The sequence below is a fragment of the Microscilla marina ATCC 23134 genome (assembly GCF_000169175.1).
Classification (GTDB): domain Bacteria; phylum Bacteroidota; class Bacteroidia; order Cytophagales; family Microscillaceae; genus Microscilla; species Microscilla marina.
Genome location: NZ_AAWS01000002.1, coordinates 55,682 through 70,860 on the forward strand (window position 1 = coordinate 55,682; position 15,179 = coordinate 70,860).

The following is a 15,179-nucleotide window of genomic DNA, read 5'->3' on the forward strand; positions in this document are numbered from 1 at the left end:
CCTTTGCATCTTGCTTGCCTAAGTTCTAATATTGTAATATGAATTATATAGGGTCTAAATATAAGCTCGCCGGATTTATTGAGCAAAGTATGGAAGAGGTGGTTGGGAGCCTGCATGGACTTATAATGGCGGAGCTTTTTGGGGGGACGGGTATCATTTCCCGCAAGCTCAAAACCCGACTCAAACAATTGATTGTAAATGACTTAGAACCTTATAGTTATGCTTTGCTCAGGCATTACATAGGCAACACCACCCACCTGGAGCGTCAAGATAAGTTGATAGAAGAATTGCGTCAGGTACCCGCTCACGAAGGGCTTATTTATCAGCATTATTGCGAGGGGAGCGGCAGCGGCAGAATGTATTTTAGCAATGAAAACGGGCAACGCATTGATGGCATACGCACGCAAATAGAAGCGTGGAAAAACGAGGGGTATATCAACGAACCAGAGTATTATTTTTTGCTTGCCAGCCTGCTCGAAAACGCCGATAAGGTAGCCAATACCGCATCGGTGTATGGGGCTTTTTTGAAACAGCTCAAGCGAAGCGCTCAAAACCCACTTAATTTGCGAGCCGCTGCTTATGAGGTTGTACCTACACAACAGAACCAAGTATACAATGCTGACGCCAACGAGTTGATTAAACAGCCTGGCATTACTGGCGATATTTTATACCTCGATCCACCCTACAATGCCCGACAGTACGGGGCAAACTATCACCTGTTAAATACCATCGTGTTGTACGATGTGTTTGAGCCCAGGGGCAAAACCGGGTTGCGAGACTATAACCGCTCTCTGTATTGTCAGAGTCGTAAGGTGGCCCCTGCTTTTGAAGAGTTGATTGCCCAAGCGCGCTTCAGGTACATTTTTGTAAGCTATAACAACGAGGGGTTAATGAGTAAAGAACGGGTACGTGAGATTATGAGTCGTTATGGCCATTATTCGCTAAAGACCATTGATTACCAAAGGTTTAAAGCAGATAAAACCGAAAACCGTAATCATAAAGCAGTGGCTACCAAAGAGTATTTACACATTTTGGTAAAAAAGTAATTATTCGGATTGGCTTCCATCTACCGATTTTATAAACCGCTAAAAATCAACGTCCTATAAAACCGGTAAGTTGCTTGTAGAGCAGCGTCAAACTTGAAGCACCGATATACATCGGTATCTAAGGACTTGTCGCTAAAAGCACCGATATGCATCGGCATCTAAGGACTTGAGGCTGTAGAAGCTATCGACTGTTAGCTATCTACCCACTCTTTAAACTTACTGGCTTTTTCCTGACTTACGATCACCTCATTGGTGATGGTGGGTGTAGGCTTAAGTTTTAGTTTGAGCTTGCCCTTAAAATAAGGATGAATGCTTTCGATGGCTTGTACATTGACCATAAATTGGCGGTTAGCCCTAAAAAACAAGCGAGGGTCTAAAATACGTTCCAGTTCGTCCAGCGAATAATTTACGTGGTACTTTTTGTTGTCTTGTGTCAACAAAAACACAATATCGTCTTTATAAAAATAGGCGATTTGATTGCCCAGTACTGGCACCAACTTGTTGCCCGCTTTTACCAAAAACCGGGTTTTGTAATCTTCCTGTGTCAAATGCTTAAATTGCTCAAGCAAAGACGCCATTTGTGCTGCCACTGCTGGCGTGGGGCTTGCCTCTTTTTGCTTAAACTGTGCCTGAAACTTGTCCAAGCTTCCCTTAAGGTCGTCATAGTCTATAGGCTTCAGCAAATAATCAATCCCATTTGCTTTGAAAGCTTTCAGGGCGTATTGGTCATAAGCAGTCACAAAAACTACCGGAGTTTTGATGTCCACTTGCGTGAAAATGTCGAAACTTAACCCATCGGACAAATGAATGTCCATCAAAATCAAATCGGGTAGGGCAGGGGCACTGTTAAACCACTGTACGGTTTTTTTAACCGAGTCGAGCGTCTCTATTACCTCTATAGTTTGGGGGTATTTATCAAGCAAACGATGCAGTTTTTCTATGGCAAGCGCCTCATCTTCTACAATGAGTATTTTCATGTATATTCGTTATTTAGTCCAGAGTCGATTTACGCCCATTTGTAATTACGAATTTGAGAATTACGAATTTGGCGAAGCCATTTGTAATTTAGTTAGTAATCGCTTCACGCTAATTAGTTAAAGCAGAGCTCCTTATAGTCGGTTCGTAATTGACCAATTTGTGATTTAGTCTGTAGTTGCTTTACGCCCATTCGTAATTGACCAATTCGTAATTCGTAATTAGCTTTGCGCCCATTCGTAATTGACTCATTCGTAATTAATAAGCCTCGCTTCGCGCTCATTCGTAATTGACCAATTCGTAATTAATCCAGCAACTCTTTATAAATATAGTCTATATCTATATGGGTGCGCAAGTAGTCTGCCAACTTGTTGTATTGTGTTTCTTTAAACTCCTGATAGTCAAAATGCTGGGGGGTGGTTTGGGGATTGAACCGGGCAAGCAAACGATCAATGACCACCGGGTTATCTAAAATACCGTGCATGTAGGTGCCCCAGGTATCATTATTTAGTTGATACCCTTCGGTAGAGTTGTCGGTAAGTCTGTTCAAAGGTTGCAAACCTGGCACCTCTTCTATCACTTCAGTTTTGCCCATGTGTATCTCATAGCCTTGGCAAAGCACTTGACTTTGGTCAAAATGAAAATTACGTTGCAAAGTAGTTTTTTCTGTGGTCAGCACTGTTTTCAACGGAAAAATACCCAACCCCCGACAATGCGTCAAATTACCCTCTACACAGTGTGGGTCTTCTATGTATTGCCCCAGCATTTGATACCCTCCACAAATCCCAACGACCGTTTTATGATTTTTATGTAGTTCAACAATGGCTTGAGCCGCTCCATTGCGTTTGATGTCGTTCAGGTCTTGAATCACGTTTTTAGAACCGGGCAAAATGGCAATATCTGCTTTCCGTATTTCTTCAGGGTGATTGGTATAGTACAGGTTTACTCTAGGGTCTTTTTCCAGCACATCAAAATCGGTAAAGTTAGACAAACGCCGCAACAGTACTACTGCCACATTTACAACACCTGCTTGTGCCTGTTGGTTACGCTTTTCGAGCCCCAAGGCATCTTCTTCTTCTATGTGAATATCAGTAAAATAAGGCAAAACCCCTACTACTGGCACCCCAGTTATGTCTTCCAGCATTTGGCGCCCGTCTTCAAACAAACGCGCATCGCCCCGAAACTTATTGACAATGATTCCTTTGATCAGACGGCGTTCTTCGGGAGGCAACAGGGCTATAGTGCCATACACCGATCCAAACACACCCCCCCGTTCAATATCACTGATCAGGTAAGTGTCTGCCTGGGCATGCAAGGCAATGCGCATGTTGGTAATATCACGTTTTTTGAGGTTCAGCTCCGAAATACTGCCCGCCCCCTCTATCACTATAGGGTTGTATTGTTGTGCCAGGCGGTCGTAAGACTGGGTAACAGCCGCAAACAACTCGGCTTTGTTGTGGGCAAAATAATCAAATGCCGAACGATTGCCTAAAGGTTTTCCATGAAGCACTACTTGTGATGCTTGCTCGCTGGTGGGTTTTAGCAATACCGGATTCATGTCGGAGAGGCAATCAATGCCTGCTGCTTCGGCTTGCACTGCTTGCGCCCTGCCCAGTTCCAGTCCTTGTTTGGTTACGTAACTGTTCAACGACATATTTTGAGCCTTGAAAGGTGCCGGATGGTAGCCATCTTGAGCGAGTATCCGACAAAACCCTGCATTAATTATGCTCTTGCCTACATCAGAGGCAGTACCTACAAACATTAAAGACTTGAGTTTTTTCATTTTTTTCCCATTAAAAAAAAGCAATTTCTTTGAGCAATTGTGCCACCGAGTCATACACTTGATCGTTTATTTGCCAACCGTAACCGGTGGGTTGTTTGCCCAGCAACACTACTTCACAGGCTACATTGTCGTTGTTGGTATCAACCACTGCATATCCTTCACGTTCAAGTGCCCTTTGGGTCCAAAAAGCCTGAATGCCTTTGCCCAACAAGCGTATTTTTTTGCGTGCTGATTCATTGATCTTAAAAGCCCCGGTGTGTTTGTCAAAATAAAAACCATCTTTTTGAAAAGCCTTTTCAAATACGCCATTCAATACCAGATCTTCGGGGGTTCCGGTGGCAATATTGCATAAACCCTGCACACTTTTTTTTCCCATCAGCCAGATGCTATCCGCTGCTTGCAAAGCAAGGTCAAGTTCGTGGGTGGTGAGCAAAATAGCCTTATGGGTTTGTTTGGCCAGCTTACGCAAAAGTTTAAAAATCATTACCCGGTTAGGCAAGTCAAGGTGAGCGGTAGGTTCATCTAACAGAATAAGCGAAGTGTCTTGCGCCAGTGCCCTGGCAATCATCACTTTTTGGCGTTCACCATCGCTCAGTTGGTCAATGTTTCGGTGGGCAAACTGCGTGGTTTCGGTTTCGTGGAGTGCCCAGTCTACCATTTCTTTATCGCGATTGGTGAGCTTGCCCAACCACCCTGTATAGGGCACCCGCCCCAGGCTTACCAGCGTATACACCGACAAATTGCCAATGGTTACCCTATCAGTCAGCACCAGGCTGAGTTTTTGAGCAATATGGGATGGCTTGAACTGATGGATGGGAGCCCCATCCAGTAAAATTTTCCCTGCCAGCGCAGGCTGTACCTTAGCAATGGTACGCATAAGCGTAGATTTTCCCGAACCATTGGCGCCTAACAAACATACAAATTCGCCTGCGTGTAGTTTGAGAGTCAAGTCGCGGGCAATCGTTTTTTCTCTCTTTTTACCTTTGTCATACCCAATACTTAAGTTTTGAGTAGCGAGTATATTATTTGTCGTAATGTTGGACAATGCTCATTTCGTTTTTAGCCAATGACAAGAAATCCTCTCAAATGCCCTAATTATCCGTGGTAATGGGCATTGTTGGGGCATTTGAGAGGCGAAGGTAACAAAAATTTTATTAGTGGGTAGCACCAGCAGAAGCAGGTTTTGCTGAAGTGTTGATGAACCGCTTGCCGCTATATCTCTGAGCCCTTATTTCCCAATGGCTTCTATTACTTTTTTAGTCCAAAGGTTAAAGTTAAAGTTATCGTTGTGGGTTTCGCCCAAGCGTACAATCACCAAATCTTTTGAAGGAATCATTTGTACCCGCTGCCCGTGAAAGCCCCGAAACGAGTAGGCGTCTTTGGGTACATCTGGCATGAGTTCTTTGGGGTCGGTAGTGTCATTGAGCCAAAAAGCCCCCCCGTAGTGCCCTTGTGATTTAGGCAGGGGTTTTCTCATAAAGTCAACATAACTTTTATCAATAATTTGTTTGCCCGCCCAACTTCCTTCATTGAGCATAAACAAGCCTATTTTTGCCCAATCGCGTGCGGTAGCCCACGAGTAAGAAGAGCCTACAAAATAGCCGTTGGCGTCGGTTTCTAACACCATACTGTAGGCGCCTATGCGATACAAAAACTCTTGATAGGGAAACAGCTGATAACTTTTTTTATCGGGGAAATAGTTCGACAAGGCAAAAGACAAAATATTAGAAGTGCCCGAGCTATACTTCCAGTGAGTACCCGGCTGAAACTCAAGAGGTACTTTGCTTGCTGTAATGCCCAAAGCATCAGACTCGTACAACATTTTGGTCACGCTTGATATATTGCCGTAGTCTTCGTTCCACTTAAGCCCACTTTGCATGTTGAGCAAATTCCTTAAAGTGATCTTTTCTTTATCGGTGCCTTTCCAGCCGGGCATATTGAACGGTTGGTCTAGCTTGAGTTTCCCTTTTTTGATCAAGATACCATACAAAATGGCAGTAATGCCTTTAGTCATACTCCAGCCCATCAAACGACTGTTTTTGTCGAAACCTTTGGCGTAACGCTCGCCCACCAATTGCCCTTTGTATACTACCAGGATAGCGCGGGTATAGAGTTTTTCGGGGTTGGTGGCTCGAAAAGCCCAATCCATGGCGGCAGTTAGTTTTTGTTGTTGTTGGGCGTCTAACAACTTAGCTTTGCCTTGGTGTGCAAACCAGTGGGCGAGCGAGTCGTGTTTGGTAGGGTTTAGGTTGAGCCTAGCTTGAGTGGCAGGTTTTTTCTGGTTAAACAAGGCACAGCCAAACCCTTCACGGTAGTAAGCGGTTTTTGGGCGAAAGCCCCATACGCTGGCGGTCACGCTTTTCTCTTTTTTGTTTACTTTGATGCTGGTAAGCGACGCCGGAAAAAAATCAAGTTCTTGTTGTTTGACAGTGTTTGCTGGAATGCCTGCCAAAAAAACACAAGAGCACATGTTTTTGGCAGCATGCCCATTGAGAATGGGCAAACGAGGGTACAAATAAAATCTAAAGCCAATCACTGGAAGTAAAACAATGATCAGAAGGAGGGAGAGGGCTATTTTTCTTTTTTTCATCTTGCGGGTTTGAAAACCAGTAATTTAAAGTTTGCACTTATCTCGACTTTTCATAATAAGCGGCAAATCGTTTATTTTGTTTGTTGATTTGCAGCCCTGCTTTTCACTTAGGAATAGTACCAAAATAAATTTACATTTTTAACTTCATCTTTCGCTGATAGAATTCGTTAAAAAAACTTGCCGTAGCGCTGCTATGACGCCGTCCCGTAGGGCTGGCTCAACATCCACTGGATATTGCCCTGCCTCTCCTAACAACAAAATATTTTGGCGTTACTATAGAACTTTATTTTTACACCATTCCTTAACAAAAGCAATCATTCAAAAAATCGAGACAAGTTCTATGTCTTTATGCAATTAAGTTAAATTTACTTTAGCTTCAAAATTGTTTTGAGTGATGCCAAGGTTCAACAGCGCATAACAAACCAGCCTGGTAAATGATTGACTGACTGGTGTTTTTTAAAAAAGTCTTTTATAACGACAAAGGGGGGAAATCCTTGGTGCAAGCTTAGCTTTACCATTGCGGAAGCAACATAGGCCAAAGAAAAGCCAACCCAACAATTTGTTTTTTGCAAAAACATGGAAGTTTCAAAATCCCGATTTTTCTTCAGGGCAAGATGCTTCCTCGAAAAAAGGCACAAGTTTCAAAATCCCGATTTTTCTTCGGGGCGAGGGACGCTTGCGCCAGAAGTGCAACTCCGACAAAGTCCGAAGTATCAAAGTTTTATCGGAAAAAATCTTGAATTTATAAATATCGATATTTTTGGTGCGAGAGACTATTGCGCCAGAAAGGAGAAGTATTTGGTATCTTCCAGCTTCATATTGCCCTGTTTCGCAAATTACTTGATTGTATGAGGTAGGTTGTTTTATCTCTCTACTTTGCCAACATCGAGGCGGCGTCTTGCATAGCTAACAACAAATGTTGGTTGGCATTGTATACCTCTCGGTTTACGCTCAGCAACGACGAAATATCGGTTTCGCCCAAGTCTCCCTGATTAATTTGCTGGTAGGTTTCTTTTAAAAACTGTGCACTAATATCTTGGTTTTCTTGAATATAGGTAGGTAGTTTTGTGGATAGTTTGCCAGACTCAGTCAACTTAAGCAAACGGTGCAGTTCTAGGTAAAAGTCGTGCAAACGCCCCTTTAAGAACTCAAATAACGCTATTTTGCTATCGTTTGCCGACCGCTCAAACTCTTCGATATTATGGGCAATGTCTTTAAAGTCTTTGGCAGACATCATGGCATATCTTGCCGCGTGAATCAATTGGTTGAGTTGGCTAAACTCTTCGCTGCTCAGTGGTTCGTTTTGTACTTTCAGATAAAATGGCACTATTTCGCTTTCTAGCTGCTTGAGCGACTCATACACTGCTGGGTAGTCTTTTTCGCCAAACGCTTGCTTTCCTTCAGCACCTACAATACCTTGCCCAAAATCAAACAAACCTGTCTTTAGGTTCAATACCTTGAGGTGCAACACAAACACCAATTCTATCAGGTGGGTAATTTCGCTCTTAAGCGCTGCAATGGCAACTTCTGGTACTTGGCTGGTCACTTTGTTGATGTGACTTGCTACCATGTGGTCGTTGTGCTTAAACTTATTTTCGAGGAAACGGGCAAAAAAGCCCAAAAATGGAAATGTAAGTAATATACCCAACAAGTTGAACGCACTATGAAAAAGCACCAGCGTCATGAGTTTGTTGTCGTTGCCTGCTATTTTAGTTACCAAGTGCAACAACGGATACAAAAGTATCAGGGCAGTCAGGTCGGTCATCAGGTTAAACAAGAAATGACTCATTGCCACTTGTTTTTTTGCCGCAGTTCCGCTCAGCCCCCCCAACAAAATAGTAATAGTAGTGCCTAAGTCGTTGCCTATGACCATTGCTGCAGCAGCTTCCAGAGGCATCATCCCAGCATTGAGTGCGCTCAGGGTAATGACCATTGCCGCCGAACTTGACTGAATAATGGCGGTAAGCACAAACCCCACCAAAAACAAGGCATAAGGACCATAAGCTATGTAAGGGCTCAGATCGAAACCGGAGGCAAATTGTTCGATGCTTGCTTTCATGAAATTAAGCCCCAAAAACAATAGGCCAAAGCCTAGAAAAAAACGCCCAAATTCGCTCAGTTTTTTGTTGTCTTTAAAAAATATCAGCGATAAGCCCCCAATGGCAATAAAAGGCATGGCAAAGCCCTCAATGTCTACCTTAAAACCCAACGTGGCAACAATCCATCCAGTAAACGTAGTACCCAAGTTTGAGCCTATAATCACCCCCAAGGCATTACGAAGGCTCATTACTCCTGCACCTACAAACGCCAACACTATGAGAGTAACCACCGAACTACTCTGTAGCACTGCTGTAACTAATGTACCCGTAATGATTGCCTTAAGCGGGTTTTGGGTGTGTTTTCTTAGCAGTTTTTTAAATGAACTTCCCGCCAGATTTTTTAGCGCTTCTTCGAGAAAAAACAAGCCAATTAGAAAAATGCCTAGCCCAGCTAAAAACTTCCAGAAATCGACTGATCCGCTCATAAAAAGCCTTGTTTACGTTTGACAAATGAAGAAAACGAAAGGATTTGGGCAAAGTTAAAAATAAAATTGAAAAAACTAGATAAAGTTTTTGCTACATTAACTCATTGATTATCAACTTGGTTTGTCCACTGACCCACATTGGTTTAAGTTTAAGTGCAGCGGTAACTTAAGTCTAACGATGACGAACAAACAGTTTGTGCTTGCACTCCGAGCTTGACTCGGAGCAACTGTGCTTGCGCAAGCAAACCCAAGGTAGCCAATGCAAGCTTGGATATTTGTTTTTTGCAAAAACATGGAAGCAAGATGCTTCCTCGAAAAAAGGCACAAGCGAGAGACGCTTGCGCCAGGTTGGGCTTTACAAAGTATATCAAAGAAGATGGGGTGATAATCATTGGACTCTGACAAAGTGATAATTAAACATTTTGTATAATAAATGTATTTTTGTACTGTTAAACTTGTTTGATCTAAAATATTGGTAATTTGATCAAGGTTTAATAACTTAACTTTGGTTTTGATTTTATTGATACCTGTCTCCAATTGACATTCACCTAAACTATTTATGAGAAAATAACTTAAATCAATAATAAAATCATCTATGTAGATGATAGCTGTTTGTTTATTATCACTATACCATACTAATTGATTCATTTCATCACCAGAAATATAAGATTCATACTCTCCCAAAACCTCATTAATACTGTATATTTTATTGATGCCTTCTTGCTCTGTAATGTCAGCATCATCAAAGACTAATTTTTGAATCATCTATTCAATAATCTGATATACTCACGATATTTAAATGATTTATTCTGATTATAAATTAAGGAATGGAGGTAAGTCAAGGTCTTCGATAGATGACTCATTATTATTCCTTGAATTAAGTAATTCAAGCTTATAATTGACACATTTAGACCACCAGTGTGGGACAATTTCTTTTTCCATAAAAACTCCTGGCTCAGGTTTTTCATAATATGATATAATGTCTGAGGCAAATCGTCTAATAATTTCATTATTGTCTTCTCGCACAACCCTCCTGATTAAAGGCTTGAGTTCTAGCCACCAGATGTAATGAAATGCACATAAGGTTGTTATTCGCATACCTTCTGATGGGTGAGATAATGCATTTTGAAAAATATTGAATACATTCTTATCGTAAGATTTGAATATTAGTGCCAATCGTTGAATAAAAGTTAGGTGATCTTGATTGAAAGGCAAACGTTTAGCTAAATTCTTCTCGTTGGCTAAATCTCCCAACATAACTTGATGATACTGTAGCTCTCCTTCTAAAGAAACATAATTAACATTCTTTTTAATGGCTTGAACAACATCTTGTGATACATCGCTATTTACAACAATGTAACTTCCTTCAATTAAGGAATCAAAAACTAAAAGAATATTACTATTAGAAATTATCCATTTTTCATAACGAGGCTTGTCTCGCACAAAAAAACCTGTTTGATCTACCAAGGTTGCTCCTAATGATTCTAACAACTCTCCGACAATTTCTAGTGGATCTTCTTGTCCCTCATAACTTTCTCCTCTGATTATAATTCGGTCATTTTGTATTTCCATTTTATAAAGATTTTTTATTTAAAGAAGTCAAATATTCTACAATTTGTTCTTGCATATATTTTTTAATTATAACCAACTTTTCCGCTTTTTTTAGCTGTGTTTTTGATTTTAATATTTTGGATAGTGATCCTACGTGTTTTCCTAACCAATCTTGAGTTATATCAACTTCTTAAATCTAACGATGACGAACAAACAGTTTGTGCTTGCACTCTGAGCTTGACTCGGAGCAACTATTCTTGCGCAAGCAAACCCAAGGTGGCCAATGCAAGCTTGAGTATTTGTTTTTTGCAAAAATATGGAAGTTTCAAAATCCCGATTTTTCTTCGGGGCAAGATGCTTCCTCGAAAAAAGGCACAAGTTACGCTATGCTAAACTTGCGCCAGATGAGGTCTTTGATTCGTTTGCTTATCTCCCTAACAACCACTCTGGTTCCCTTGGGTATTTCAATCTTTTTCTTGGGTTTTTTTAGAAGACCTATTCCTAAGACTAAACTTGTTTACCTCCATTAGCTGGCGCAAGTCTCCAGACTTGTGTCCCACGTAGCCAATTCAAGCTCAATGATTTTGTTTTTTGTAAAAACATGGAAGCAAGATGCTTCCTCTAAAAAAAGGCACAAGCGAGGGACGCTTGCGCTAGGTGGTGCCTGCTCGTTGAGCTTCTTCAAGTCGCGGTCTTTGTCTTTCAAAACCTTGGCGCGGTGTTGCTTTTGTCTGCCTACTTCTTTCTCTAATTTACCTCTAGGTTCGGCAAGTTTGGGCTCCAAAATTTCTTCCATGCGTTCATCGGCAAGTTGCCTGGCTTCGGGAGGCACTTGCGCCGCCAAATAATCCTTCATCTGCTCGTTGGCTTGAGTCTCCACATCGGGTATCTCAGTCTTTACGGCAGGCACCTCCACCTTTTCCTCTAGCTTTTTCGGTTGTAAATTGTCAGGCCCAGGGTGTTGGCGCAAATCGGCGTTCAAACGCTCTTTTTCTTTGCGCACCTCTTCGTCGCGTTGGCTGCGTTGTTCCTTGGCACGGGCGGGGTTTGCCTGCCCCCTCAGTTGGTTTTGGGGAGCCTTGCCTGCCTTGGCATTGATACCCGCATCTGCCACAGGCACCAGGTCGGTCATATCGGTCAAACTCTTCCACAAATCGGCCAAGCCACCAAACAAACGCGAGAAAAAGCCTTTTTCTTCCTTTTCGGGCAACTTTGCCTTGGGGGGCGTTTTGGTGTGGTGTTCGTGTTTGGCAAGGCGGGGTGTGCCAGGGTCAGGCTCACGTCTTTCTTCTCGCAAAGGACCTGCGCCTTTTGCCTTTACGTCCAGCGTTTTATCTCCGGGCTTTTCGGCGCCCTTCATTTCCACCTCCAATGGCTTTAGCGCGTCTTTAGCCTCCTTTTTGTCTTGTTTCAGTCCTTCTTTTACTTCCTTGCCCAGCGCCTCGTGTTGAGCTGCCATTTGGGTAGCGCTTAGTTGGCTAAAGCCAATAATTTTATCTGCCGAAGGTTGGTTCGTTACTACTTTTTTAGCCGCCATCTTCTTCGCCTTGGGCGGGGCAAGGGGTAAGGTTGGCGGGTCTTTTTTGGGCGGTGCTTGTTCGGTTTTGCCAGTAGGGGTTGCCTTTCGGCGAAGTGGGGGCTCGGTGGTTTGATGCCCAGGTTGGTTGGAGGGAGAGTTGTCTTTAGTTGGTTTTGCCTGGGTTAGTTTCCCCTTAGTCAAGGTACCCTGAGTGAGCTCTCCTTTAGGGGCTTGTTTGGTGGGGGCTATTGGTTCGGTATCTGCCTTTCGGCGAAAGCTCAAACGTTCGCCTTTGGGGACAAGCTTGCCCTGCATAAAAGGGTAAGGGTTTTCTTTAGGCGTTAAAGTTCCGTCGCTACTCAGGTAATTGGCGTCTTTGGGCACGAGCTTACCTTGGGGTTGTTGTGCCATGTAAGGGCTGATCAATTGGTGGGGTTGCCCATTGGGGTGGTAAGGGTGGGTAGGTGGCATCAGCGAATTTGCTTTTGACAAATCGCCCGGCAACTTGGCAGCAGTGGAGCTTTTGCTTGACTCTTTCTTTTCAGAAGAAGTTTAGTAGCTGTTTTAGTCATGCGCTTAAAGAAAGGTTGATGTACGTAAGATTGATGTAAGTTTGAAGCTGGTTTTAAGGTAGTATTTTTTTTGACTATCCGAAGATTTTTTAGGCTAAAATAGCCATTGCCATTAGAGAAAAGCACACACTTGGGCAGGGGAGTCTCTTTTTTGCAAAAATGAGAATAGAAGCGCGGTTAAGGCAAATGAGAATGCTTGCCTCTCAACGAAAGTTGCATTGGTTGAAGGGGAGGCTTTCTTGTATCCAAAGGCTTCAATTGAAAAACTTCAAGCCACTACCTCCCGTGAAGGTCTTACCGCAGGTTGACCTGAGCAATGCTCACCCCAGACTTGAAAAAACGATTGGTGTGTAGGATTTTGGACTTGAGTTGCCTTCGAAAACCTGCCAGTATTTTTTAGCGTCGTCATAAAAACCTACCTCCCGCGAAGGTCTTACCGCAGGTTGACCTGAGCAATGCTCACCCCAGACTTGAAAAAACGATTGGTATGTAGGATTTTGGGCTTGAGTTGCCTTCGAAAGTCTTGCAGGTTGAACCATTTATCAAAAAATGTCGTTTCAAGATGACACCTTAACAATTCATTGAAAAATAAGTTGTAAGTCTGAAAATCAAAGCAAAAACCTATGAGCCTTAATGCTTTAACTAGTGCCAATATTCTAGTGGTTGACGACCAAAGTGATAATGTGCAAACAATGACCCGATACTTGGAAGAAGCAAGTGAAAGTTATGATTTGCTGACCGCGTCGAATGGTAAAATAGCTTACAATGTGGCGCAAAAGCTCTTGCCTGACCTCATTATTACCGATTGGGACATGCCGCAAATGAATGGTTTGCAGCTTACCCAGGCGCTCAAACAAACCCCCCTGACTAAAGATATTCCTATTTTGCTTATTACTGGGGTGTATACCACCACCGAAAACCTCAAGGCTGCCCTTGATGCAGGAGCGTTTGACTATGTGCGCAAGCCGATTCAAAAAATAGAACTGTGGGCAAGGGTAAAGTCAGTACTTAGTCTTATGCACTCCTATAAAACCATCAAATCGCAGCATCAGGAAATAGAGCGCAAGAATAGATTGATAAAAGAACAAAAAGACCGTGAGCTTAACACTAAAATACTGGAGTTGCACCAAAAGACCCAAATACTAAGGACAATACAGGAACGGCTTGAAAAAATAGACATCAAAGAAAAAGCAAGTGCCTCTAAGGAAGTGACCAAAATTGTAAGGTACATTGATAATAGCCTGGATCTGGAGAACGAGTGGCAGAATTTTAAAAATTATTTCGAAAAGGTACACCCCAGGTTTTTTACCCTGTTGCAAGAAGAATACCCCAAACTTACTACCGAAGACCTGCGGTATTGTGCTTATGTAAAAACCCACATGTCTAACAAAGAGATAGCTAACCTATTGAATATCAATACAGAAAGTGTGCGAACCCACAAGTATCGCTTGAAGAAAAAACTAGGCTTACCCAAAAATGTAGAACTCAAAGATTTTATCAATCAATTAATTGTATAAAATATTATTTGGTCTTTTTTTAATGCCTGTCTACGGATTGTCTATGCTGTTGTCTACGGATTGTCTATTACAGTTTTTATCGTCCACTCATAATCCTTCGTATATTTGTATAAGCAGATGCATATAGTGATTAAAACTATCATCCAAACAAAAATCTAATTCCTTCCTCTACCATCCAAATGCCTCCATCAGGCGAACACCGAAAAGCCTAAAACAGAGTAGGTGATAAAACTGATACGTGAAGACAATGCATACAGCAACCAAAGCTAAAAAAAATCCAGGATTATTTGTAGCCAACTATGAGGTGAGATCTAACAAAAAAAATGATCCGAAAATATACCTCTGCCTCACTTTTTATATAGGACGTGAAACCGTTATAGGCAACGCCGATATTAATCGACGCAACAAAACATTTGTGAGCATTCCTTCTTACCTCAAAGGAGACTTTACTTATATAAGTCTACTCAACTATAACAAAACTCAAGTATTAGTTACCGCTGATGGTTTTCTAACCCCCGATCAAAGCACTTTTTTATCGCCTAATACCAAAGTAAGGCTATTGCTTGATGAAAATTGGGAGAAAGGTACAGCCAGTATCAAGTTTCAGGACAGCGATGGTTCGTGGCAAAAAATAGAAAACGCCACTATCCAACTAGTAGCTGATGAATAGTTCGCTGGCTTCTTGGTAGGCAAAGGTGAATTTTGTGCCTTAGCGATAAATTAGAGCATTATTCGCTTTTTGAGTTCTAACGCCTACCGAATCCTTCATTGTGTGGCAAAGCTCTTAAAAGTTGAGTCAGAGAATTTATAGACTCATCGCGGCACAGCACAGCGGCAAATTTGGTTTTTAAGGGATGGTGTAAAAATAAAGTTCTATAGTAACGCCAAAATATTTTGTTGGCAGGAGAGGCAGGGCAATATCCAGTGGATGTTGAGCCCGCCCTGCGGGACGGCGTCATAGCAGCGCTACGGCAAGTTTTTTTAACGAATTCTGTCAGCGAAAGATGACCTTAAAAATGTAAATTTATCTTGGTACTATTCCTAAGAGAAGCAAAGGGCAAAAGTGCAGAATACCACTTTATATATTTAGTGGTTGAGGTAC

11 protein-coding genes are annotated in these 15,179 nt (G+C 42.2%); 3 read left to right on the plus strand and 8 right to left on the minus strand.

Going from position 1 to position 15,179, the window contains the following annotated elements:
• The first annotated feature begins 38 nt into the window (after window positions 1-38).
• Window positions 39-1,046 (plus strand): DNA adenine methylase, encoded by a 1,008-nt coding sequence (locus M23134_RS01510; RefSeq protein WP_002693190.1) that lies wholly within the window; start codon window positions 39-41, stop codon window positions 1,044-1,046.
• A 191-nt stretch (window positions 1,047-1,237) separates the two neighbouring features.
• Here M23134_RS01510 and M23134_RS01515 read toward each other — a convergent pair whose 3' ends face one another.
• The 8 genes from M23134_RS01515 to M23134_RS01560 all read right to left on the minus strand — a co-directional run bounded on the left by M23134_RS01515 (window position 1,238) and on the right by M23134_RS01560 (window position 12,480).
• On the minus strand, window positions 1,238-2,023 hold the full coding sequence (locus tag M23134_RS01515; protein WP_002693192.1) for a LytR/AlgR family response regulator transcription factor: 786 nt from the start codon (window positions 2,021-2,023) through the stop codon (window positions 1,238-1,240).
• Window positions 2,024-2,325: 302 nt separating this feature from the next.
• The gene (locus M23134_RS01520) at window positions 2,326-3,804 is read right to left on the minus strand and encodes a cobyric acid synthase (protein WP_002693194.1); all 1,479 of its coding nucleotides are present in this window, start codon (window positions 3,802-3,804) and stop codon (window positions 2,326-2,328) included.
• 10 nt (window positions 3,805-3,814) lie between these two features.
• Window positions 3,815-4,849, minus strand: coding sequence for an ABC transporter ATP-binding protein (locus tag M23134_RS01525; protein WP_002693195.1), 1,035 nt, complete (start codon window positions 4,847-4,849; stop codon window positions 3,815-3,817).
• Window positions 4,850-5,032: 183 nt separating this feature from the next.
• Window positions 5,033-6,394, minus strand: a complete 1,362-nt coding sequence (locus M23134_RS01530; RefSeq protein ID WP_002693197.1) for a serine hydrolase domain-containing protein — start codon at window positions 6,392-6,394, stop codon at window positions 5,033-5,035.
• Window positions 6,395-7,265: 871 nt separating this feature from the next.
• Window positions 7,266-8,918, minus strand: a complete 1,653-nt coding sequence (locus M23134_RS01540) for a Na/Pi cotransporter family protein (protein ID WP_002693201.1) — start codon at window positions 8,916-8,918, stop codon at window positions 7,266-7,268.
• A 111-nt stretch (window positions 8,919-9,029) separates the two neighbouring features.
• The gene (locus M23134_RS01545; RefSeq protein WP_002693203.1) at window positions 9,030-9,683 is read right to left on the minus strand and encodes a hypothetical protein; all 654 of its coding nucleotides are present in this window, start codon (window positions 9,681-9,683) and stop codon (window positions 9,030-9,032) included.
• A 48-nt stretch (window positions 9,684-9,731) separates the two neighbouring features.
• Window positions 9,732-10,490 (minus strand): hypothetical protein, encoded by a 759-nt coding sequence (locus tag M23134_RS01550; protein ID WP_002693205.1) that lies wholly within the window; start codon window positions 10,488-10,490, stop codon window positions 9,732-9,734.
• A gap of 505 nt (window positions 10,491-10,995) precedes the next feature.
• The gene (locus M23134_RS01560) at window positions 10,996-12,480 is read right to left on the minus strand and encodes a hypothetical protein (RefSeq protein ID WP_157558289.1); all 1,485 of its coding nucleotides are present in this window, start codon (window positions 12,478-12,480) and stop codon (window positions 10,996-10,998) included.
• Window positions 12,481-13,183: 703 nt separating this feature from the next.
• Between M23134_RS01560 and M23134_RS01565 the strand changes: the two genes are divergently transcribed.
• Together M23134_RS01565 and M23134_RS01570 are read left to right on the plus strand one after the other, a co-directional pair.
• Window positions 13,184-14,077: a response regulator gene (locus M23134_RS01565; protein WP_002693211.1), complete on the plus strand. Its 894-nt coding sequence runs from the start codon at window positions 13,184-13,186 to the stop codon at window positions 14,075-14,077.
• Between the two features lie 247 nt (window positions 14,078-14,324).
• Window positions 14,325-14,747 carry a DUF1842 domain-containing protein gene (locus M23134_RS01570; RefSeq protein ID WP_002693216.1) on the plus strand — a complete coding sequence of 141 codons (423 nt, stop codon included), beginning with the start codon at window positions 14,325-14,327 and terminating at the stop codon, window positions 14,745-14,747.
• Window positions 14,748-15,179: the final 432 nt, after the last annotated feature.

Coding starts and splice junctions, on each gene's coding strand:
- M23134_RS01510 (WP_002693190.1), top strand. CDS start 39: ATGAATTATATAGGGTCTAAATATAAGCTCGCCGGATTTATTGAGCAA.
- M23134_RS01515 (WP_002693192.1), bottom strand. CDS start 2,023: ATGAAAATACTCATTGTAGAAGATGAGGCGCTTGCCATAGAAAAACTG.
- M23134_RS01520 (WP_002693194.1), bottom strand. CDS start 3,804: ATGAAAAAACTCAAGTCTTTAATGTTTGTAGGTACTGCCTCTGATGTA.
- M23134_RS01530 (WP_002693197.1), bottom strand. CDS start 6,394: ATGAAAAAAAGAAAAATAGCCCTCTCCCTCCTTCTGATCATTGTTTTA.
- M23134_RS01540 (WP_002693201.1), bottom strand. CDS start 8,918: ATGAGCGGATCAGTCGATTTCTGGAAGTTTTTAGCTGGGCTAGGCATT.
- M23134_RS01545 (WP_002693203.1), bottom strand. CDS start 9,683: ATGATTCAAAAATTAGTCTTTGATGATGCTGACATTACAGAGCAAGAA.
- M23134_RS01550 (WP_002693205.1), bottom strand. CDS start 10,490: ATGGAAATACAAAATGACCGAATTATAATCAGAGGAGAAAGTTATGAG.
- M23134_RS01565 (WP_002693211.1), top strand. CDS start 13,184: ATGAGCCTTAATGCTTTAACTAGTGCCAATATTCTAGTGGTTGACGAC.
- M23134_RS01570 (WP_002693216.1), top strand. CDS start 14,325: ATGCATACAGCAACCAAAGCTAAAAAAAATCCAGGATTATTTGTAGCC.